Source organism: Mycolicibacterium sphagni (genome assembly GCF_002250655.1).
Classification (GTDB): Bacteria; Actinomycetota; Actinomycetes; order Mycobacteriales; family Mycobacteriaceae; genus Mycobacterium; species Mycobacterium sphagni.
In genome coordinates this window covers 18,991-40,616 of record NZ_NOZR01000014.1, presented here as the reverse complement: position 1 = coordinate 40,616, position 21,626 = coordinate 18,991, and the positions used below count along the sequence as shown (strand labels likewise).

The window sequence follows — 21,626 nt, the reverse complement described above, 5'->3', positions numbered from 1 at the left end:
GCACTGGCATTTCCGCACTTCACTGGGAGATTCGTCGGGCCGTTCGGGCTAAATGCCCGCGGTCAAGGGCTCTTAGCGTGCGGGTACGAATCGGGCCGACACGAGCCTGTTCCCGTCTGTGACGACACCTGCCGACAATGAGAGGCGAAGGGTCCCGTGGCGGAGGGCTCTTCCTATTACTGTGATGCAGCAAGCTATTACTGTGATGCAGCAAGCACACGACCAAGCGCACGAGAACGGTTCTCCTCATGATGATTCCCCAACTGCATCTCTCGCGGCCCGCGGTGGTGCTTCCCGATGCCGCGGTGGACAACGAGGAGTTGCTGGGACGAGTGCGGAAATCGTTTCGCGGGACCACCGCCGAATGGGCGCCTATCGAGCTCGGCATTCGGTATGCCTTCGACCGATGTAACAGCAAGATGCGGTACCTCGAAGAGGACGCCACCGTGTCGCCCGGGGAGTTCGCTACGCGCGCGGCGACCGCCTGCCTCGAGCAGAACGGAGTGGCAGCCACCGATGTCGACCTCCTGGTCTACGGCGGGATCGCCCGAGACGCTTTCGAGCCCGCAACAGCCACCGAGGTGGCTGGACAGCTTGGCGCGACGCCCCTGCACGCCATGGACGTCACATGCGCCTGCGCCGGACTCATCGAAGCGCTCCACGTTGTCGCCGGTTACTTCGCCCTCCACGACGACATCGACACGGCACTCATCTGCGCCGGGGAAATCACCCGGGACCGGGTCAGCTACGACTTTCAGACCATCGAAGACGTCGCACTCGAGGTGGCCGGACTGACACTCGGCAACGCCGCCGCAGCGCTACTGGTCACCAGGGACCTGCTGCCTGCGGGCGGCGCACGGGTGTTGGCGCTACAACACAAGACATTTTCAGAGCACTATGACCTATGCCGGGCGCCGGTGGACGGGCACTTCGTCTCCAGGTCCAACGAGTTGTTCGCGCTCGGCGTCCACGTGCCGGGCGAGATACGGCGCCTGTTGTCCACGGTGGGATGGATGCCCGAGGACGTCGACCATTACGTGTTTCACCAGCCCAGCGAATCGATGGTGGAGCAAGTGCTGAACGGACTCGGCGCACGTCCGCGAGCCGGAATCTTCACGCACTCGTTGTTCGGCAACACCGCCAGTACGTCGTGGGCCCTGGCATTGGACTACCGCCTTAAACAAGGCTCGGTGCAAGCCGGCCACAAGATGGTCCTCGCGAGCGCTGCCGCCGGTTTCACCATCGTAGGGGCCGCCGCGGTATGGGAGGACCGGTGAGCCACTACCTGCGGCTCTACCGGGTCATCAGGAAGACCTTCGGGTTCAGAGCGCGCCCGATCGGCGCGTTCCTGCTTCTGCAGGTGCGCCAGGCGATCTCGGCGGCAACCCTGGGTTTGGACCATCTCGTCTACCCTGGCCACCGCAAGCAGCCGATCGATCGGCCGATCTTCATCGTGGGCAACCCGCGCAGCGGCACCACGTTCCTGCACCGACTCTTGCTCGGCGCGGGCGGGATGGCCTCCTTCGAGCTGTGGGAGATGCTCTTTCCGGCCATTACGGCGCGAAAGCTGCTCGGCCGCATCGTCCCCCGCATGGACCGACTCTCACCTGCGCGTTATCACCCCTCCGATGTGCACGACACGAGCCTGCGGGGTATCGAGACTGACGACGTGGCGTGGTTCTTCCGCACCCTCGACGGCCCGTTTGCCTGGGCGTATTTCCTTGCCTGGCAAGACCAGTGGGGCAGCGAACTGTCCCGGCGCAACTTCGGCATCGCCGGTGTGCCCGACCATGAGCGGGAGCGCTTCTTCCGCTATTACGAGGCATGCTGGCGACGGAACCTGGTCTACAAGCGGCGTCAGCGCATCCTGGCGAAAACCAGCATGCTGGGCTTCCGGCTGCAGGAGGTGCTGGAGCGCTACCCGGACTGCAAGCTCGTTTACATCATCCGCGACCCGGTCGAGGTCATCCCCTCTGGAATGTCGTTGCTGGCCGGAGTGCTGGAGAACGGCTACGACGTGTGGAACCGCACCCACACAGAGGACCAGGAGCGCTGGATCGAAAACCTCTACCAGGCTTCCCGCGCCATGCTCGACACGTTCTACGAGGCGCAGACAACGGGCCTCATCCCGGAACGGAATCTCTGCGTCGTGCGCTACACCGACCTGCTGCAGAACCTCGAACCGACGATCGAGCGGATTCTTGACTTCATCGAAATCGAGCCCACGGCACAATTCCGCGAAGAGGTCCGGGTCCAGGCGCAACGCCAACGCGCCTACAAGAGTCGTCATGAGCACTCCCCCGACCAGTTCGGCCTCGATCCCGAACGTATCCGAGCCGACCTCACGTATGTGTATGAGGCGTATGGCCTCGCGGACCGCACCAGCTGAACTGAAAGTGTGGGTGTCGAGTAATGAGCTCTCCACAGCGGACGTCGACCTGGATCGGTCGTGTGGGTGGCCTGGCGGTCGCTCTCGGCGTGGGAACCGTGGCCTTTGCCGGATGCGCGATCGCCTCGGCTGACTCCGGGTCCCCAGACTCGTCCGGACACTCTGTGAGCAGCTCGCCGGCTCACAGCCCAGTGCGCCCGCGACCGGCTCAGGGCGCCAACCGCACCCCGACCGCGAAGCAGATTCCCCGAGCCTCTGCAACGAGCATCGCGGCCAGACCGGTCGCGGCCGTGTCGGCGAAGCTGGCTTCAGTGTCGGCGGCGCAGAATGCGGCGGTGAATCCCTATGCGCTGCCGCCGAAACCATCCCTTCAGGAGATCTGGGTGGCCGTTGCTTCTTCCTTGGTCGGCATCGCCCAAGCAGCATTTCGCACAGTGTCCATCGCCGTCCACGTGGGTCCGACCGTGTCGACGCTGAACCAGACGCTATCCTTCAACGGTTACAACCTGGTGCCCAGCTCGACCGAATTGGTCAGCTCGTTCTACGGGCAGTGGACGTTTTGGCCGGGTGGGCCGACGTTGGTTCAGGGGCAGCAGCAGTACAACGTTGTGAATCCCGTTACCAATGAGAACGTGGGAAGCTTTGGCGCCCTTGTGAGTACGGGCAGTCCGTTCAACGTGGGCAGCAAGTACGTCGAACTCCTGGTCACCACGAACAGTGGAACCAACGTCGGCACCGGACCGGGCCAGATTCCGCCGGTCGGCTCGTTGATCTCCAACTTCGACCTGATCGGAGGGTTCGGCTGGTCCTACTCGGCCATGCCGTCATCAACCAACGATGTGGTCACGTTCAAGATTCTGACGCCTTTCGGCGACATCCCGATTCCGTTCGGTTTCGACGCGGCCAAAGGCATCGCTGACCACTCGGTGGACAGCAGGCCAGTCAACCTTGGAAACGGATACACCATCAGTCCCGCCGATCCCACGGGCGAAACATACGTCGGGACAAGCGGATTCCTGCCGTACTACACAACGGTTCAAGGCCAACAAGTCTTTGACATCCGCGACCCGTCCGGCAACACCGTGGGGAGTTTCGAGGGTGTCCTCACCTCCACTGCGGATGTCATGGGAGTCAAGACCGAGGCAATACTGGTTACCAAGGTCTCAGCAGGCACAGCCGGGACAGCTGCCGGTGACGTCCCACCGGTGGGGTCGGTGTTCAACGTCATGTACGAGGCCAATGACACCACGTACGCGTTGTACTCTTCGTTGCCTTCTCAGTTCGGAGACAAGGTTTCGACGATCCTGGTGAAGGACGGCACGGTGTCCAACATCGGCACCTTCCCGTTGAACATTCTCGACGCGTCGGCGCTGCCGCCCGTCAAACGGTTACCCGGCCCCGGCGGCTCCAGTCTGCTGCCCACTTCGAATCTGGTACCGAGTGGCGTAAACGGTCTGCCTCCCAGAGAAATTCAGCTACAGGGCTATCAGCAGTTCGGTATCTACGATGCAGCCGGCATTGAGGAGGGAAGCTTCGACGCCGACGTAGCGACCCAGTTGGACATGTACGGCACCTACAGCCAGGCGATCCTGGTAACCAATGTCACCGGCGGTACTGCCGGAACCGATGCCGGCGACGTCCCACCGGTCGGCTCCGTGTTCAACTACACCTACTTCGGCAACACCGGGTTCGGCACCTACTACGCGGACTTGCCTTCGGCATCAGGCGACAAAATCTCCTTCAAGATCCTGACCCCGGTCGGCGACATTCCCACCTGGTCGACATATGACGCTTCTGCAGGCTTCGGAAGCGTTGCCTTCTTCGATCCGTTCGCGACACTGTGACGAGGCACGTACATGCTCCCGCAGAGCCTATTACTGCACGGTGATGCGCGTTGACTGACGGTTCGGATACCGTCGACAACCGTGGCCTGTGAACCGCAACTGTATGCAGACGGCGAGCCGTATGACTCGGGATTCCTAGCGGTCGGGGACGGTAACCGCGTCTACTGGGAGGCATGCGGTAACCCTGAAGGCGTTGCCGCACTTGCGGTTCACGGCGGTCCGGGCTCAGGCTGTGTGCCTGGCATGCGGCGGCTATTCGATCCCGCCAAGTATCGAATCATCCTGTTCGACCAGCGCGGTTGCGGACGCAGCACCCCGCATGCCGGCGACCCCACCGTCGACCTGCAAACGAACACGACCGATCACTTGATCGACGACATCGAACACTTGCGTCAGCACCTGGGAATCAGTCGTTGGGTGGTGGCGGCGTGGTCGTGGGGCACCACCCTGGCGCTCGCGTACGCCCAGCGGCATCCAGATCACGTGGCAGCGCTCGTGCTGACGGCGGTCACAACGACAACAGAGCGCGAGGTGCGGTGGATCACCCGCGACGTCGGGCGACTATTTCCCGCCGAGTGGGCTCGCTTCCGCGAAGGGTTACCGGAGGCTGACCGAGACGGCAACCTGGCCGTGGCGTACTCCCGGCTGCTCAGCGATCCCAAGCCAGACGTGCGGCGTCAGGCCGCCCTGGACTGGTGTCGCTGGGAGGACTCCCACATCAATCTGGCGCCGGAGCCCCGGCCGCGCCTGGTCAACGCTGCCCCCGATTTCCGGATGTGCTTTGCACGGTTAGTCACTCACTATTGGCGACACGCTGCGTGGCGCGGGCCGACCGAACTTCTCGACAACATCCCCGTCATCGCCGGCATCCCCGCGGTGCTGATCCACGGACGCCTCGACGTCAGCGGTCCACCCGACATCGCCTGGCAACTCCACCAGGCCTGGCCGGCATCGCGGCTCCACATCGTGGCAGGGATGGGGCACGAGTCTGGCGGTGCCATGGCCGCCCACGCGGTCACTGCACTCAACGAATTCGCCACCACCGCCACCGGGGCGTGTTCAGCATCGCGCATGATGTGAGGTCCCTGGATGGCCCCCAAAACCCCTTCTGGTTCCGATAACTTGATCTCAGCACTCCGCGCCAGTGGAGATGTGAATACCAGACGACCAAGCTTCCACCGCGCTCATAGGGAATTGAGTGACCAATGGACAGCAGCAATGGACCGAAAGTGGCCTCCGGGTGACCGCGCCTGTTGCGTCGAGCGCACTGAGTGTGAACGTCTTTACTGCGCCGGGAAAAGCGATGGTCGGCGAGCGGCCAAAGCCTTTCGGCGAAGCGCTCGCTTTTGACCCGATCACGTCGACGTTAATCTTCGGCGAACACGACGCGGTGTTGGTCGACGCGATGCTGACGGTGGCTGAGGCCGAAGCACTCGCGGATTGGGTTGCCCTGCACAACCGCAACCTGGAGACCATCTATATAACCCACGCCCATTTCGACCACTTCTATGGTCTGGGCATTCTGCTCGAGCGTTTCCCCGGCGCTCGGGCGATCACAACGCCCAACGCGCTCGACGCCATGCAAAGTTCCTTTGCTCCGCCCATCGAGCGGTTGGCCCGCAGCATGTTTCCTGGCCAAGTGCCCACCAAATTGGTTGCCCCTGAGCCGTACGAACACGAGACGTTCACCCTCGAAGGCCACGAATTACACATCATCGAACAAGGTCACACCGACACGGCCGATTCGACCTCTCTCTACGTTCCTTCGATCGGGCTGATCGTCGCTGGCGACGTTGTGTACAACCAATGTCGAATGTATGTCGGCGACACCACCCCCGAAAGCCGAAAGCACTGGATCGCCGACCTCGATCGGTTGGCGGCGCTGAACCCGACGATGGTCGTCGCCGGTCACAAGAAGCCTGGCGCGCCCGACTCTCCCACGGCGATCCAGGACACCAAGCGATACCTCGAGGACTTCGATCGGGTGCAAAAAACCGCGAGGTCCGATGAGGAACTGTTCGATCAGATGACGGCGCTATACCCCGATTGGGTAGCCAATCAGTCGTGGCTGATGTTTGGCTTCCCGGGGGCGTAGCTCACATGAACGGCTAACCAGTGGAAATGGAGATACGAGATGACCGAGCTACCCCCGCGCCCAGAGGGAATTGCGTTGGCCCACTTCATCGTCTCGAACGATGTCGAACGCTCTCGACGCTTCTACACCGAAGTACTCGGCGGCAGGGTCGTGTTCGAAGGAGACGTGACCTACGTCGCGCTCGCTAACACGTGGATCATCATCAATGTCGGCGGAGGCCCGACCGACGACAAGCCGACGGTCACTTTGGAGGCCCCACGCGATCCCGACCGAGTCAGTAGCTTCCTCAACATCCGGGTCAAAGACATCGCGGCCGTATACGCCGAATGGAGGGCCCGGGGTGCCCAATTCCTGACGCCACCCAAACAGCACCAGTACGAAATCCGTTGCTACATACGCGATCCCGACGGTCATCTGATCGAGGTAGGGCAAACCACGGACCCACAGGGAGACTGGTCGCCCGCTCACTGGCCGTCGAGCACGGCCGCCGAGCAGTCCGAGTAGACGCCCAGACTGCCAGGGCAATCCCTTCGGAGGTACTGCCATGACCACCGCGATCATCGGCGCTGGCGGGATCGGATCGGCCATCGCACGCCAGCTCGCCGCGGGCGGCGAAACCTTGCGGCTCTCAAGCGCCAACCACCAGTCGGCACAAACGCTGGCTGCCCAGATCGGTCGAGCTGCCGTCGTTGCCGTCGACAATCGCGATGCGTTGCGAGGCGCCGATGCCGTCATCCTTGCCCTGCGCTTCGCCGCTCTCAAAGGCGTCATCGGCGAAATCGCCGACCTGCTAACCGACACACTGTTGGCCGTTCCGAGCAACCCGCTCGCCGTCGACGCGCAAGGTAACCTCAGGCGTCTCCTGCCGAACGAACAATCCTCTGGCAAGGTTGTAGCCGGGTGGTTGCCGACGGGGACGCGCTTGGCCATGGCGTTTGGAACCCTGTCGGCCGATCTGTTCGAATCCTCCGCCCACCGGTCACCGGAGCCGGCGGTCCTGTTCTACGCCTCTGACGACGACCGTGCCGGCGAGGACGTCGAGCGGTTGATCCGCACGGCCGGTTTCGAGCCGATGAAGATCGGCGGGACCGAACAGTCGGGTCGACTCGAGGTGGGCGGGGACCTTCATGATCGCGTTGTCGGCCCCGCAGAGGCGTTGTCATTGATCGGTGGGGTCTGATCGCCCCAGCCGGACCACACTGCCGGCCGGGGCGCATCGACGCCCGCTACCAGCAACGAAGCGGATGGAACAAGTTGAACAGCGGACCATGGCAGGGCCCGGCCCAGTTCGGCGGCAGGGCATAACCCGGGGGCGGGTACCACCCCTGCGGCGGGATCCAGTCGACCGGTGGAGCCCAACCCTGTGGCGGAACCCAGCCTGGTGCGGGGTAGCCGTCATTCCATCCCGGGCCCCACTGGGGGTCATACCAGCCCATCGGGACGAAGTCCTGGCTCCAGCCGGCCCCACCGTCGGTGAAGCCGACTGTGACTGGTGCCTGCTCGGCAGCCGATGCGACAGCGGACGCGACGACCGGGAACGCCAACGCGCCGGCAAGGCAGGTGCCGGCCGCGACCAACATGACTTTCATGATCTCTCCCATCTGACCAACCCCGGCCTACCCGGGATTGTGTATTACAGTATTGCCATAAGACACGAAGCAGTGCAACCGGTAATCTTGTCAGGTGGGGCTACAAGACTAGAGAAGCTGGCTGTGGCACGATTGGTGTAACTTCGCACTACACGGCGAACTCGAAAGACCGAGATCGGAAGTCTGATGGCGGCTGAAAAAGGCAAGACGCTGCAACTGAGGGTGAATGCTGACTATGCCCGGCGGTTCGCGGCGGTGGCCCGGGCCCGGGGCCTTACCGAGTCGGGGCTGCTCAAGGTCGGCGCGGACAAGGTTCTCGCAGAGGCCGAGGGCGATATCGACGCCCTCAAGGCCCAGGTCCGTGAGCAGTACGAAGCTGCCAAGAGGCAGGCGCTGGCTGAGCTCGACGTGCTGGTTCCCCGACCGGCCGACACCGACGCTGGCGCGGATCAGGCGAGCACACGGGACCGCTGACGCTCAGCAGTCCTTGTCGCGCAGTACGTAGACCGGGTAAGTGGTAGTCGCCGCACTGGCGTTATCGCTGGTCGTGATGAGAATCTGCACCGGTTTGGGGGTGTAGCCGCACCAATACCCCACCGTGGTGCGGTCCGGCGGTGCGCTGAGGACGAAGCGGTAGATCGTCGGCGCCCCGTCCTTGTCGATGGCATGCACGGGAATGAAGTCACCGGCATCCAGGTGCGGCTCCGCGTTGCCAGGCTGCCCGTTGTCCATCAGGCGCGAATCGGTGACCACCGTCGGGGCGGTCCCGTAAACCGACAGCGACAGCTGATCGGGCGGTAGGTTCTTGTCGCGGATCGACAGCCACAGCTCAAAGACCAAGCGGCCGTTGATCCGCAGCACCGCGGGGGCCACCGCAGGCAGCACGCCCGGCGCGGTCTGCGACTCCCGAGCCGGGCCCTCGCCCTCTACGAAGGCGAACAGCTGCACCAGCGTGTTGGGCAGCCGCTGCGCCAGCGCGACGCTGGTCGGAGCGCCAGGCGGCAGCGGGATGTCGTCGGTCGGTGACTGCCCGGCCGTCGTGGTACCTGCGCCGGTGAATGCGTGCGGGATCGCCGGAATCATCCATGCCAGCAGGGCCAGCGCCGCCGCTGTCGCCACCGCCGCAATCCCGATCGGCCGCCAAGGGATCGTCCGCGGCGTCGCCGCCGCCGCTGTCCCCTGTGGGCCGGGCGCCAGCTGCTCGTCGGCCTGCCGGAACTCTCGCAGGCAGTTCACCAGCGAGGTGACCGCACTGCGCGGCGGGTACTCGGGATCGGCGATGATCTCACTGATCAGATCCAGGAAATGGTCGCGGCTCTCCGGCTGGGACCAGACCGGCAAGATCACGTCGGCGAAGGCTTCGGTGACGGCCATGGCCACGCTGAACGCGGCACCGGCTGGATAGCCCCGATAGGCGAAAGCGCTCAACGGCGGCCCCGGTTCGGGCATCCGGCCTGGAAAGATGCTCCTCAAGTCCCCTACCAGCATCACCGCCGCAGAGGCGCCAAGTTGGTAGCCAAACTTCTCCCCGACACCGGTCCGGGCTTTGGCCTGCAAGTAGGCCCCGGCCATCGCCTCGGCCAGGGCCTGAGAGTCGACCTCGGCGTCGAACTGCCCCGGCGCCGCCGCGCCCCGTAAGGCGTTGGTTGCCACGATCAGCAGGAGATGGCGCTGCATCGAGTCGTACGCGTCGCCTCCCGCAGCGTGCTGCTCACCCGTGGAACCCACGGCGCCATCGTAAGGGCCGACGGACCGACCCCGCGCATGGGCTGTAATGTCGTAATGACGTCATACGATAAGACGCCTGACAGTGCGGGTTGGAAACCGAGGGGGAAGCAACGTGAGCGCAGGGCGGGTCCGGCACGGCCGGACACCCCTCGGAGCCGTGTTGCTGCTCATCGTCGCCACAGCCGGGTTGCTCGGCGCCCCGGCGGCCATGGCCACGCACGCCCTCATCGTCGACATGGCCGAACAGTGCCGCATCCAGTACCCCGGTAACGCCCAGTTCCTACCTGGTCAGGCCTACCTAGTGGCGCCTCGCGACGCATTCTCATGGCGGTGCAAACGTGTCTCGGTCTCTCCGGACGGCGGGATCATCGCCGACCTTTCCGTCGACCCGGACGCCTGGTGCAGCCGTCTCAACGCCGGCCGCGCCGTCATCAGTCTCACCAGTCCCCCGAACTGGCAGTGCACCGGCTGAGTCGGTTGCGCTGGCAGCCGAGGCGGGTCGTCGATTATCACCGCGCCCTACGACAGCGGCTTCCGCATTCGCATCGACGTCATCTCGTAGCCGAGAGACTGATACAGAGCGACCGCAACAGTGTTGTGGCCGAACACATTCAGTCCTAGTTCAACCGCGCCTTGAGCTCGAGCTTCGTTTTCGGCGAGCAGCATCGCCCGCCTCCCGAGACCTTGTCCGCGCAACGCACTGCTGATGACGATGTCAAATACCCACCAGCGTTGCGGTTCGGTGGGCTGCGGCCCGATCCAGAGCACTCCGGCCTTCTCGCCGCCGTGCTCCACGCGAAAAACCTGATGGCCTGCCGCCGGTTGGCCGCCCGGAAAAGACTGGCTGAACGTCTCGTCCGCCGTTCTGGTGGCTACTGACGAAGGAACGCCAGCCGCAACAAGATTCGCACAATAAGACTCTCGGGCATCGACCAGGTAATCGGTAACGTCGGCATGGGTAGCCGCTGTCAGGGAGACGTTCATGACTCAGGCTATTACTTCGGCCGAATGCTGCACTGCATTCCTCCCGATCGAATGGGGCGCGGGAGTGCTTTGCCCACCACCCAGGCGCCAGCTTTGACCAGTTTCGGCTGGGCCAGCTCACGAATCAGCAGTACAACGTCAAGGCCGGCGACAATTTTCTCCAGCAGACGACTGAAGCGCTGCACGACAAGGCTTTTCGGGATCTCGTCCCGTCATCACTTGGTCATGTCTGTTCGCAGTGCTTGACGTCGTGGCGACCATCGCATTCGCCGTCGCGGACGCCGTGGAGTTGACCGGGCGCAAGCGCTCTGGAGCAACACAGTTCGCCAGGAGAAGTGCCGCGGCGTTGGGGCCAGGACCCGACGAATCCCTCAAGGCGGCCGGCCCGTTTCGGCCCTTCTCTGAAGCGCGTGTTCTCGCACCCCGCGCCGACGTCGCGATCACACACTGCACAGGCACGTCCAACCCTTCATGCAGGGAGCCCAAATGTTCATCAGGAATGCTGCATGTGTGCTTCGCATCGCAGGTGCACGGGCCGACCGCGCACAGAACGCCGCTGCGGATCTCGGTGCCTTGAGCGTCGAAGGCCTTGTCGGCGATCTGAGCGCCGACGACTGGGTCGGCGAGTTCGTTGGTGCCTGCGTGGCTACGACGCTGCGGCGATTTCCCGGCGACAATGCTCAACTCCATGCCCTTGCTGTGCTGACCGACGTCGCCGAGGCGGTTCGGTGCAATATCGACGACCTGGTTATCGGCGCCAGGATCGCTGGCGCCTCGTGGTCTGACATCGGCCGCCAACTCGGGATGTCACAGCAAGCTGCCTACGAACGCTGGGCCTAAGCGTTCGATCACGGGCCGACGACCGTAGCAGCTGTTCGGTGTTGATACGGAGCAAGTGGTCCGATTTGACGTCAAATGCCTGGCAGGAGAGGCGAACCGGCGAAATCCGAGGGCGGCGGTGATGGAGCGCATGACCTGTGAGACGGCACTGCGACCCCAGCAGCCGGCGACCAGTAATCGATAGGAGGTCCACGATGGCGCAGCTGCTGCTCGTCGAGGACGACAAGACGATCGGCAAGTTGCTCGCCGACGGCTTGCAGACCAACGGCCACCACGTGACGTGGAGCCGCACAGGATTGACCGCATTGCGTGAGGCCGAACGACGGAATTTCGACCTGGGGCTACTGGATCTCGGCCTTCCCGACCTCGACGGCGTCGAGGTGTGTCGCCAGCTGCGCGCCACCCAGCCCGGCTGTGTCCTGGTGATCCTCACCGCGCGCGACGCCGAGATCGACGCCGTGGTCGGTCTGGATGCCGGCGCCGACGACTACCTGACCAAACCGTTCCGCTACGCCGAGTTGCTCGCCCGCATTCGCGCCCACCTCCGCCGCGGACCCGTTCCCGCCGCGCCAGCAGAATCCCACGTCATCGGTGAGCTGGTAGTTGAACCCGCCGCGCGGATGTGCACGTTCGCCGGACACCCCATTAGCCTGCGTGCACGCGAATTCGACCTACTCGCACGGCTGGCCGCCGACGCCGACTTCGCGCTCACCCGCGAAACTCTTATCGCCGACGTGTGGGATCAAAACTGGTACGGCTCCACGAAAACCCTCGACGTGCATATCGCAATACTTCGCAGAAAACTCGCCACTGCGATTGCCGACCACCGCACCGACCCGGCGGGGGCACCCCGAATCACCACCCTGCGCGGCTACGGATATCGCCTCGACTCCCCCCGATCAATGCCCGTGAACTCGCCCGCGAAATTTGTGTCCGGCGAGCAGAGCCACGAATGCGGAACCGCATCGTAACCCTCGCAATGCTGGCCGCGACCCTGGCGACCAGCATGTTCGCCGTCCCCTTGGCCCTCTTTGCGGCGCACTACTACCGGTCCCAGCAATCCGCCGAACTCGAACGCGTCGCCGACGCCGCCGCGGTCGACGTGGCCGCCGACTTGTTCCACGGCCGCTTCGCCGGTGACCTTCCCAAGGGCCCCCGGGGCGCCCAGCTCGCGATCTACGACGCCGGCGGCCGACTCCTGGGCGGTCACGGGCCGGGCACGGCCGATCCCGTCGTCACCGCGACCCTGGCGGACAACACCGTCCATTACGACAGGGACCGCGACCAGCTCCTTGCCGCGGTACCCGTCGCCGAAGGCGCGCACGCCGCGTACGCGATCCGCGCGACGACCTCCGATACCGAGGTCTACCGCAGGATCCACCTCACCTGGGCACTCATGATCGCCCTGGGAGCGCTTGTCCTTCTGGTGACCTGGCAGCTGGCCCGCTGGCAGGCGCGGCGCCTGGCGCGCCCGCTCGAATACCTCTCCACCGCCGCCGGCACTCTGGGGGACAGCGACTTTCGCGTTCGCGCTCAGCCCAGCGGTATCCCCGAGATCGACGCGGTCAGCACGACGCTCAATCGGACAGCCGTCCGCATCGGCGACCTCATCGACCGGGAACGCACCATCACCGCAAGCGCCTCTCATCAACTGCGCACCCCCCTGACAGGGCTGCGCCTCGGCCTGGAAGCGGCCCTGGACTCGCCCAGCTCTGATCACCGCCGAGCCATCGCTGACGCGATCGCTACCACTGAACGACTCGACCACACCATCGACGATCTGATCGCTCTTGCACGCGGCACCACCCACGCCACCGAGCCACTGGACCTTGACGCGCTGCTCGACGAGATGACCGAGACCTGGCATCCCCTGCTCGCCGAGAACGGGCGCGACCTTCGAATCCGCACCGACCGCGACCTCCCCCGCTCACCGGCATCAGCGGCGGCCGTTCGCCAGACACTCGCAGTGCTCATCGACAACGCCACCCGGCACGGCACCGGCAGGGTCACCGTCTACGCGCGCGACGCCAACGCCGCCGTTGCGATCGACGTATCCGATGAAGGGGCGCTCCCCAGCGACCACACCGACCCGTTCTGCCGCGGCCCCGCCAGCGGCCACGGAATTGGGCTTCCGCTGGCGCGCAACATCGCCGAATCCGAGGGCGGCCGACTGTATCTCCGCAACCGGACCCCTACCACCTTCACCCTCTTCATACCGGCCTGCGGCAAAAACCTTGCACGGGGTCCTCTTTGACCTGTGAGGCCGAACCGGCCCACCGAGATTGCACCTGCGGGCCAGGCGGCGGTTTTCCTAGCCACGCAGGTTTCCCGGGTGTACGTGGTGATTCGCAGCGACGACCTGAACAAAAATACGTCGCGATATCTCGTCGACCAGATCATCCAAAACCCCCGCGTGACTGTCCGGTCGTGCACCGAAGTCCGGCAGGTGCATGGAAACGGTGCACTCAGCGCGGTGGTGACCGAGGACAGACGAACGGGCGAGCGGACACGATCCAGACCCGCGCCCTGTTCGTCTTCATCGGCGCGGATCCCAATACCGCATGGCTCGCCGGTGCCATTCGGCTCGACGACCGCGGGTTCATCCCGACGGGCCTAGCCGCGGTTTACCCGGGCACCGATGGCAATCCGGTTCGGACACCACGTCAGGCGATGACGCTGGAGACCAGTCAACCCGGCGTTTTCGCGGCGGGAGACGTGCGCAGCGGCTCGGTCAAGCGGGTGGCCTCCGCGGTCGGCGGAGGGTCGATGGCCATCCGCCAAATCCATGACTGCTTCGGGAGCTGATGGCTCAGAGCTTTCGTTCCTGGTCGGCCTATTGCAAGCAGGTACTCGACACATGACGCACTAGGCCTGCGTCAGCTGATCAAGCGACCATCATTCGAACTAAGCTGTTGCACGACGGATCGGGATTGCCTCGTCGGGGGGACGTATCCATGAATGTGATCGCACGTACACGTCGTGATGCGAAGGTGGCCGTCAGATGACCGAAAAGCCCGACGTTCCATCGACGCCGCCTGAGCCAGACGGGCGGCCGTCAGCGCGGGTGAGTAGACGGAACCTACTCGGTGGTGCGGGGCTTCTCGGTCTGGGTGCCGCCGCGGGGGCGGCTGCCGCCACCGCTGTACGCGGCTCGGATATTGCCAAACACCAGCAGAGTCCCTCGCGCGACGTCACCGGGCCCGCATCTCCGGCGACAGCTCGGCAGACGAACCGGCCGTTGAACGTCATCCTGGTGATCCGCGACCAAACCCGGTTCGATATTCCTGCTGCGGCCGGCTACAACACGCCGGCTCTGGATCGCCTTGCACAGCAAGGCATTACGTTCCGCAACCACTACATTGCTTCGGCGATGTGCACCCCCTCCCGCGCAGCGTTCTACAGCGGCCATCCACCACAAGTCAACGGGGTCTTCGACCAGATGGAGACGGGCTGGGTGCCGAATTTGTCCAAAGACCAGCCCAACATGGGCTCGATGATGAAAAAGCTCGGCTACCAGACCGCGTTCTTCGGCAAGTGGGAAATGGAAGCCGACCTCATCCCGCCCAAGCCGACGGTCAACTACAGCGAAGCACTGCAGCCCTACGGTTTTGACATCTATCAGCCGGACGGCGACAAACCCGGCGCACCCAACCAGGGTTACGACACCGATGTGTATACAGCAGGCGAAGGTGTCCGCTGGCTGCGCGGCAATGTGCCCAAGCTACGCGAATCGGGGCAACCGTTTTTCTTGATCATGAGCTACCTGAATCCGCACGACATCATGTATGCCGACGCCAATGTCCCTGGAACACCCCAGGTACAGCAGGGCATCTCGAAGGAAGCGATCGTCACACCGCCGAAGAATTCGCTGTACGACCACCGCTGGCACACCGCTGCGTCAGCGACCTTGACCGAATCGCTCTCTGCGCCAGGGATGCCGGCGGCCTTGGCGGAATACCACACTGGATGGGAAGGTGTTCTCGGCACCATTCCGACGAATCGCCCCGATATGTGGGAAGTCTTTAATGACTACTACCTGAACATGATCCGGGACACGGACCTCAGCTTGCAACAACTCGAGGATGCACTGGACGAGCTTTCTCTCTGGGACGAGACCGTGGTGATCTTCACCGCGGATCACGGTGAGATGGCTGGCGACCACGGCGGTATTCGCGGCAAAGGTCCGATGGCTTATGAAGGCAACTCACACGTTCCGTTGATCGTCGTGCATCCCGATTATCCCCAAGGCCAGTCGTCGGACGTCGTGACCAGCCACCTCGACCTGATGCCGTCGCTGCCCGGACTCGCGAAGGTACCTGAGAGTCAACGTGCCGAGACGATCAAGGGTCTGCCCGGCCACGACTTCTCCGGCGTACTTGCGACGGCCGGCACAGCGAGCCCACAAGCCGTGCGTCGCGGTGCGTTGTTCAATTACGTCGGACCGCTCACCATCGATGCGGACTATTGCGTGGCGGGGATGAAGGAACTGCTTCAGAACAAGCCGGCACCTCCGTTGACCGACCTGGCAAGCAAGCTGAACAAGCGCGGATTCCTGAGTTTTGCGTTCGACGGTCAGTACAAGTTCGCGCGTTACTACGCACCGAACAATTTCAACACGCCGACAACGCTGGAAGAGATTCTGCGCGACAACGATATCCAGCTCTTCGATCTGAAAGTCGATCCACTGGAGACGCACAATCTGGCGCTGGATCCTCAGAAGAATGGGGATCTCATAATGCGGATGAACGCCTTGTTGAACCAGCTGATAGCCACTGAAGTCGGCACGAACGACGGCAGTTTTCTGCCGGAGTCGATTCGTCCGCATCCTCGCTGAGGGGTCTGGCCTACGGCGTGGCGAACTCGATCGCCGACTCGCTGCTGAGCACCTCGCCATTCTTGACAATCTGAAGGCCCGTTTTGCTGATCTCATATCGGGTGCCGTCAGAGTTATTGGTTACCACGACCGTCGAGCCGGAGTCGGTCACAGCGATGTTGGTGAGTTCAATCGTTGCCATGTCGCTAAGCCGTAAGCCACGGTAGTACGCACCCCCTCCGGGGGACCGGCAGACAACTAGTGCCGACTGCGGCGTGCGCATGACAACAACCGCGCGATCATATCCACTGCAGCGTGCGTCATCGCCGAAGCCCACGAATCCGTGAACATCGGCATCGGCAAGCACCATCGGCGCCGCGGTCACGGACTGGCTGGCCGGCGTTGGGACGACGGCGCTTTGGGGCGCCGACACCGTGACGGTCACTGGGGCCTGGGGCGATATCGGGGCTGCCGTAGTCGTAACGGACAGAGGTGCTGCCGGAGTCGAGGCAGACCTCTCCTGCCGATTCGCTAGCTGCCAACCCACGAACACAACGGCTGCAATCAGGCCAAGGCCTAAGACCGTCAAGACCAACGCGGGCGGGCTCAAGGCACGCTTCGGGGGCGATGCTGGTGCGGCCTTGGGTTCGGTCTGTGGCGCCTGAAGCGCGGCCGCCGATCCCGGCGTGGCCATCGTGTTGCCTCCCTGTACTACCGCCATGTCGACCGCACCGGCGAGCGCTTCAGCGAAATCACTACAGGAGGCAAAGCGCTGCGCCGGATCTTTCGCCAACGCTCTCGCGAACGCGGTGTCAAGCTGTGACAGTTCTGGCCGAATGCCAGCAAGCCGCGGCGGTGGCGCACTGAGGTGCTGGCCAATAACGACTGCTGGGTTGGAGTCCGCAAACGGCGCTTCACCCGTCAGTAAGTGGAATGCAGTGGCCGCCAACGCGTATTGATCCGCCCGACCGTCTGACCTCTTACCCATGAGTTGTTCAGGAGCCGCGTATGAGACTGTTCCGATGGTCGTGTTCGTCGCGGTGATGCCGCTTGAGTCGTTGATCTGGCGAGCAATCCCGAAGTCCGCCAACGCTATCCGGCGCGCGCCCATCCCTTGTTCAGCGCACAAGATGTTGGCCGGTTTGACGTCGCGGTGCAGCATGCCGGCGGTGTGAATGGAGTCCAATGCCGACGCGACGGCAGTGACAATGGCGATTACCTGGTCTACCGGTATGCCAGAGGGATAGCGCCCGCGAACCAGGTTTGCGGCGTCTGCGCCGTCGACGTAGTCCATCGAGATCCACAGTCGCCCCTCGGCTTCGCCGCGGTCGTGAATGGTGACCAGATTTGGGTGCCACAGTGCCGCGGCCAGCTCCGCCTCGCGCAGAAACCTCTGACGGAATTCCTCATTCGTGGTGAAGTCCGCAGAGAGCACCTTCAGCGCCTCGCGACGCGGCAACCGGGGATGCCCAACCAGATACACCTCGCCCATGCCCCCGGTCCCAAGCGACTCGATGACACGAAATCCTGCGAACTGCTCCCCCGACGTCAGTCTCACATCCGGATCGTAGCGATCGCGGACGTGGCGGCGTCTGGTCAATTGCTGGATTTGCCCTCGCTCGGCTTCACCGACGATTTTCTATCATGGGTGCACTGGTGCCCCCGCTGGCCTGGTGGAACCCGGTTTGGTCTACGCGGCTATGGCGCAGCATCTACCAAAAGCGTGAACTGACTGCTCGATTCCTATCGACTCGTCGATCGGGTTTCCATTCCCGTCTTCGCACACAAACGGCGTCTGGACGGTGCACCCCATCCCAATTTGCGAAGAGCAAACGAGCACTTCAATTCCATCTTCTCCATCTTTCTTTCGAGACGATTTTCGGGATCAGCCGCAGCGTCGGTTTCCAACTTTCGATGATGCTGAGTCAGCAGGAGCCGATCTCAACGTGAGCGCCGATTACCGACTGCCTTCCAGCACCGGGTAAAGGTCTGACCCAACTTCCGTTATCGGGCTACAGCGGCCTGGGAACCCTATCCTTGGGCGTGAGGGCAGTGCGGACCAGGCGGGAAGGTCTGATGGGCGCAATCGTGGCGTGCGCGACCTGTGGTACCGAACTGCGCGAGAATGCCAAGTTCTGTGACGAGTGCGGAACGGCAATCACCGCCTCACCCCCGGTAGCCGAGTACAAGCAGGTGACCGTCTTGTTCGCCGACGTGGTCCACTCGATGGACATCGCGAAGGCTGTCGGTGCCGAGCGGCTGCGCGAGATCATGGCCGGGCTTCTTGACCGAGCCGCTGCGGTGGTGGTCCGCTACGGCGGGACCGTGGACAAGTTCACCGGCGACGGCATCATGGCCGTCTTCGGTGCACCTGTGGCACTGGAAGACCACGCCCTGCGAGCGTGTCGGGCCGCACTCGAGATCCGGAGCGGCATCAGTGATCTGGCCGAGGAGGTGTCCCGCCGGGATGGTATGAATTTTCAGCTTCGGATAGGGCTGAACTCCGGGCAGGTGATCGCCGGAGAGATCGGCTCGGGTGCAACCGGGTACACCGCGGTCGGCGAGCAGGTGGGTCTGGCTCAGCGGATGGAGTCGGTTGCCCCGCCGGGTGGCGTGATGCTCAGCGCCTCCACAGCTCGCCTGGTCGAAGGCGTGGCGTCCCTGGGCAACCCGGAGCTGGTCCACATCAAGGGTGCGGACCAGCCGGTGGCCGCCCAGCAGCTGGTAGGCCTGCCAGACCGGGATCACCGCGCCACTAGTGCTGAGTCGACTCTGGTGGGTCGACGTTGGCAGATGGCTGCCGCCGAGGCCCTGTTAGAGGCTGCCGCCGGCGGTCACGGTGCGGTGGTGACCGTGGTGGGCTCGCCCGGGATCGGCAAGAGCCGCCTGGTGCGCGAGGTGACCGCTGCAGCCGCCGATAGTGGGGTTGACGTCTTCAATTCCTTCTGCGAGTCCCACACCACCCAAGTGCCATTCCACGCGGTGTCACGGCTGCTACGCGACGTGACCGGCTTGCGGGGCCTGGACGGTCCGGCTGCCCGTGCGCGAGTTCGGGCAAGGACTCCCGACGCTGACCCCGAGGATCTGCTGCTGTTCGAGGACCTGCTGGGTATCGCCGATCCCGACATCACACTGCCGAAAATCGACCCGGACGCCCGGCGGCGGCGACTGACCGCCTTGGTCAACACCGCCTCTGTCGCCCGAAAGTCCCCGGCGGTCTATGTCATTGAGGACGCCCACTGGATCGACGAGGTCAGCGAGTCGATGCTCGCCGAGTTCCTGACGGTGATCCCGCAGACCCCCTCGCTGGTGATGATCACCTACCGCCCGGAGTACGAGGGGGCACTGACACGGGTGCAGGGTGCCCCGAGCATCGCCCTGGCCCCGTTGAGCGATCCAGAGATCACGGCATTGGTGACTGAACTGGTCGGCCCGGACCCCTCCGTCACTGCCGTGGCCACCGTGATTGTCGAAAGGTCCGCTGGGAACCCATTTTTCGCCGAGGAGATGGCGCGAGACCTGGCCGAGCGCGGTGTGCTGCAGGGACAGCCGGGCGGCTACGTCTCGACGGCAGACGTGGCCGAGGTCAGCATGCCCGCCACGGTGCAGGCCACCATTGCTGCCCGTATCGACCGGCTCGACGCGGCGGCTAAGCGCACTCTGAGGGCGGCGGCGGTCATCGGCTCGAAGTTCAGCCGGGGCCTCCTGGAAACACTGGGCGTCGAACCCGTCGTGGCGGACTTGGTGGGCGGGGAGTTCATCGAACAAATCAGCTTCACGCAAGACCCCGAATACGTGTTTCACCATCCGCTGATCCGTAACGTCGCTTACGAATCCCAACTGAAATCCGATCGCGCCGAACTGCACCGGCGGGTGGTCGCCGCGATCGAAACCCGTGAGCCGGGCGCTGCTGATGAGAATGCCACCTTGATCGCTGAGCACCTCGAGGCCGCCGGCGATCTGCACATCGCCTACAGCTGGCACATGCGCGCCGCCACGTGGGCCACCAACCGCGACATCAACGCGGCGCGACGGAGTTGGGCGCGTGCCCAAACGATCGCTGATTGCCGCCCCGCCGATGACCCCGACCAGGCAGCCATGCGTATCGCCCCCCGCACCATGTTGTGCGGCAGCGCCTGGCGAGTCCATGAACATCTGACCGGTGACCGCTTTGAGGAATTGCGGGAGTTGTGCGTCGCCGCCGGAGACATGGCGTCGCTGGCCATCGCGACGGCAGGGCTGGCGACCGATCACGCCTTCCAGGCCGAGGTGCGCGAGGCGTCGCAGCTGGCGTCGGAAGCCATGGCCCTCATGGAATCGGTAGGCGATCCGACCCTGACTGTGGGGCTATCCGTGCCAGTGGTCTACGCCAAGGCTCAGATCGCCGAATGGCCTGCCCTGCTGCGGTGGTCACAGCGGGTCATCGACCTGGCCGACGGCGATCCCTCTAAAGGCAACTTCATCATCGGGTCTCCGCTAGCGGTCGCCTTCGCGACGCGGGGTATTGCCCGGTACTGCATGGGTCATTCCGGATGGCACGACGACTTGCGCCACGGCCTGGTGATGGCCCATAGCGCTGACGCTCCTTCCTATGCCAGGGCCGTTACCTATGTCTACGGCCTGGGCATTCCGGCTGGCGCGCTGAAGGCCGACGATCGCGCGATTCGTGAGATCGAGGATTCTCTACGGATTGCAGAACGATGCGGCGATGACCTGGCGGTGGCTCACGCCCAGATGACGCTGGGCTTTGCGTTGGTGCACCGCCCAACGGGTGCGGAACGTGAGCGCGGACGGCAGCTGCTTGCGGATGTCGGCGAGGCGTTCGAACAGCGGGGACACAATCTGTGCGATTTACCCAGCGTCAAGGCCTATTCGGCACGTGAGAATGCTCGGCGTGGAGATCGCGATGACGCCATCTCCATCATGCGCGCCGCCCTCGACCACCTGATCTGCGCCGGACAGCTGCTGGGGTGGGGCATTCCTGCGACGGGTGTCCTGGTGAAGACCCTGCTCGACCGCGGGACCGACGCCGACGTGGCCGAAGCCGAGGCTGCGATCACCTGCTTGGCCGACGCGCAAGCCGATGACGGACTGGCCATCCGCGACATATGGCTGCTGCGACTCCGCGCTCTCCTGGCACGCGCCCACGGCGACGAGGATAGGTACCGGGACTATCGGGATCGCTACCGGACCATGGCCAGCTACTTGGGTTTCGAGGGCCACATTGAGTGGGCCGAGGCGATGAGATGAACACGGCGCCGGGCCGGGAGCCCTGATCTCGGCACCCCTACCAGGTATAGGAAAGGCGGCTCCGGATTTTCCGGAAACCGCCCTTTACCTGCAA

General features: G+C 64.0%; 19 protein-coding genes. 15 read left to right on the top strand and 4 right to left on the bottom strand.

What is annotated here, in order from left to right; translation table 11 throughout:
• Window positions 1-248 precede the first annotated feature (248 nt).
• The 7 genes from CG716_RS16900 to CG716_RS16870 all read left to right on the top strand — a co-directional run bounded on the left by CG716_RS16900 (window position 249) and on the right by CG716_RS16870 (window position 7,508).
• Complete coding sequence (locus CG716_RS16900; protein WP_094481632.1) at window positions 249-1,277, top strand: 3-oxoacyl-ACP synthase III family protein; 1,029 nt, start codon at window positions 249-251, stop codon at window positions 1,275-1,277.
• Window positions 1,274-2,389, top strand: coding sequence for a sulfotransferase family protein (locus CG716_RS16895; RefSeq protein WP_165774182.1), 1,116 nt, complete (start codon window positions 1,274-1,276; stop codon window positions 2,387-2,389). The genes CG716_RS16900 and CG716_RS16895 overlap by 4 nt, the downstream gene beginning before the upstream one ends.
• A gap of 311 nt (window positions 2,390-2,700) precedes the next feature.
• Complete coding sequence (locus CG716_RS16890; RefSeq protein WP_133066959.1) at window positions 2,701-4,233, top strand: hypothetical protein; 1,533 nt, start codon at window positions 2,701-2,703, stop codon at window positions 4,231-4,233.
• Window positions 4,234-4,314: 81 nt separating this feature from the next.
• Window positions 4,315-5,313, top strand: coding sequence for a prolyl aminopeptidase (pip, locus tag CG716_RS16885; protein WP_234817876.1), 999 nt, complete (start codon window positions 4,315-4,317; stop codon window positions 5,311-5,313).
• 118 nt (window positions 5,314-5,431) lie between these two features.
• Window positions 5,432-6,328, top strand: coding sequence for an MBL fold metallo-hydrolase (locus tag CG716_RS16880; RefSeq protein WP_207760705.1), 897 nt, complete (start codon window positions 5,432-5,434; stop codon window positions 6,326-6,328).
• 39 nt (window positions 6,329-6,367) lie between these two features.
• The gene (locus CG716_RS16875) at window positions 6,368-6,832 is read left to right on the top strand and encodes a VOC family protein (protein ID WP_094481624.1); all 465 of its coding nucleotides are present in this window, start codon (window positions 6,368-6,370) and stop codon (window positions 6,830-6,832) included.
• Window positions 6,833-6,872: 40 nt separating this feature from the next.
• Window positions 6,873-7,508 (top strand): NADPH-dependent F420 reductase, encoded by a 636-nt coding sequence (locus tag CG716_RS16870; RefSeq protein ID WP_094481622.1) that lies wholly within the window; start codon window positions 6,873-6,875, stop codon window positions 7,506-7,508.
• Window positions 7,509-7,554: 46 nt separating this feature from the next.
• On the opposite strand, the gene CG716_RS16865 is transcribed toward CG716_RS16870, so the two are convergent.
• Window positions 7,555-7,917 (bottom strand): hypothetical protein, encoded by a 363-nt coding sequence (locus CG716_RS16865; protein ID WP_133066958.1) that lies wholly within the window; start codon window positions 7,915-7,917, stop codon window positions 7,555-7,557.
• 186 nt (window positions 7,918-8,103) lie between these two features.
• Between CG716_RS16865 and CG716_RS16860 the strand changes: the two genes are divergently transcribed.
• Window positions 8,104-8,391: a hypothetical protein gene (locus CG716_RS16860; protein ID WP_207760704.1), complete on the top strand. Its 288-nt coding sequence runs from the start codon at window positions 8,104-8,106 to the stop codon at window positions 8,389-8,391.
• A gap of 3 nt (window positions 8,392-8,394) precedes the next feature.
• Here CG716_RS16860 and CG716_RS16855 read toward each other — a convergent pair whose 3' ends face one another.
• Complete coding sequence (locus tag CG716_RS16855; protein ID WP_094481618.1) at window positions 8,395-9,645, bottom strand: hypothetical protein; 1,251 nt, start codon at window positions 9,643-9,645, stop codon at window positions 8,395-8,397.
• Between the two features lie 112 nt (window positions 9,646-9,757).
• Between CG716_RS16855 and CG716_RS16850 the strand changes: the two genes are divergently transcribed.
• Window positions 9,758-10,117, top strand: a complete 360-nt coding sequence (locus tag CG716_RS16850; RefSeq protein WP_133066957.1) for a hypothetical protein — start codon at window positions 9,758-9,760, stop codon at window positions 10,115-10,117.
• A gap of 47 nt (window positions 10,118-10,164) precedes the next feature.
• On the opposite strand, the gene CG716_RS16845 is transcribed toward CG716_RS16850, so the two are convergent.
• A complete protein-coding gene (locus CG716_RS16845) occupies window positions 10,165-10,629 on the bottom strand; it encodes a GNAT family N-acetyltransferase (RefSeq protein WP_094481614.1) in 465 nt (154 codons plus the stop codon).
• 510 nt (window positions 10,630-11,139) lie between these two features.
• Between CG716_RS16845 and CG716_RS16840 the strand changes: the two genes are divergently transcribed.
• From CG716_RS16840 to CG716_RS16820, 5 genes are all read left to right on the top strand, one after another.
• On the top strand, window positions 11,140-11,469 hold the full coding sequence (locus CG716_RS16840) for a hypothetical protein (protein WP_094481612.1): 330 nt from the start codon (window positions 11,140-11,142) through the stop codon (window positions 11,467-11,469).
• Between the two features lie 194 nt (window positions 11,470-11,663).
• Window positions 11,664-12,440, top strand: coding sequence for a response regulator transcription factor (locus CG716_RS16835; protein WP_094481610.1), 777 nt, complete (start codon window positions 11,664-11,666; stop codon window positions 12,438-12,440).
• Window positions 12,422-13,723 (top strand): sensor histidine kinase, encoded by a 1,302-nt coding sequence (locus tag CG716_RS16830; RefSeq protein WP_094481608.1) that lies wholly within the window; start codon window positions 12,422-12,424, stop codon window positions 13,721-13,723. Before CG716_RS16835 ends, CG716_RS16830 begins: the two co-directional genes overlap by 19 nt.
• A gap of 173 nt (window positions 13,724-13,896) precedes the next feature.
• Window positions 13,897-14,274: an NAD(P)/FAD-dependent oxidoreductase gene (locus CG716_RS16825; protein ID WP_207760703.1), complete on the top strand. Its 378-nt coding sequence runs from the start codon at window positions 13,897-13,899 to the stop codon at window positions 14,272-14,274.
• A gap of 196 nt (window positions 14,275-14,470) precedes the next feature.
• A complete protein-coding gene (locus CG716_RS16820; RefSeq protein WP_094481606.1) occupies window positions 14,471-16,303 on the top strand; it encodes a sulfatase-like hydrolase/transferase in 1,833 nt (610 codons plus the stop codon).
• Window positions 16,304-16,313: 10 nt separating this feature from the next.
• Here the strand turns inward: CG716_RS16820 and CG716_RS16815 are convergent, their stop codons facing one another.
• Entirely contained in the window at window positions 16,314-17,840 is a 1,527-nt protein-coding gene (locus tag CG716_RS16815) for a serine/threonine-protein kinase (protein ID WP_094481604.1), read from the bottom strand.
• Between the two features lie 518 nt (window positions 17,841-18,358).
• On the opposite strand from CG716_RS16815, the gene CG716_RS16810 reads away from it, so the two are divergent.
• Window positions 18,359-21,532 carry an AAA family ATPase gene (locus tag CG716_RS16810; protein WP_094481602.1) on the top strand — a complete coding sequence of 1,058 codons (3,174 nt, stop codon included), beginning with the start codon at window positions 18,359-18,361 and terminating at the stop codon, window positions 21,530-21,532.
• Window positions 21,533-21,626: the final 94 nt, after the last annotated feature.

Bases quoted from the DNA above. Each gene is read 5' to 3' on its own strand.
- CG716_RS16835 (WP_094481610.1), top strand. From the start codon at position 11,664: ATGGCGCAGCTGCTGCTCGTCGAGGACGACAAGACGATCGGCAAGTTG.
- CG716_RS16830 (WP_094481608.1), top strand. From the start codon at position 12,422: ATGCGGAACCGCATCGTAACCCTCGCAATGCTGGCCGCGACCCTGGCG.
- CG716_RS16860 (WP_207760704.1), top strand. From the start codon at position 8,104: ATGGCGGCTGAAAAAGGCAAGACGCTGCAACTGAGGGTGAATGCTGAC.
- CG716_RS16845 (WP_094481614.1), bottom strand. From the start codon at position 10,629: ATGAACGTCTCCCTGACAGCGGCTACCCATGCCGACGTTACCGATTAC.
- CG716_RS16875 (WP_094481624.1), top strand. From the start codon at position 6,368: ATGACCGAGCTACCCCCGCGCCCAGAGGGAATTGCGTTGGCCCACTTC.
- CG716_RS16810 (WP_094481602.1), top strand. From the start codon at position 18,359: ATGGGCGCAATCGTGGCGTGCGCGACCTGTGGTACCGAACTGCGCGAG.
- CG716_RS16870 (WP_094481622.1), top strand. From the start codon at position 6,873: ATGACCACCGCGATCATCGGCGCTGGCGGGATCGGATCGGCCATCGCA.
- CG716_RS16900 (WP_094481632.1), top strand. From the start codon at position 249: ATGATGATTCCCCAACTGCATCTCTCGCGGCCCGCGGTGGTGCTTCCC.
- CG716_RS16820 (WP_094481606.1), top strand. From the start codon at position 14,471: ATGACCGAAAAGCCCGACGTTCCATCGACGCCGCCTGAGCCAGACGGG.
- CG716_RS16865 (WP_133066958.1), bottom strand. From the start codon at position 7,917: ATGAAAGTCATGTTGGTCGCGGCCGGCACCTGCCTTGCCGGCGCGTTG.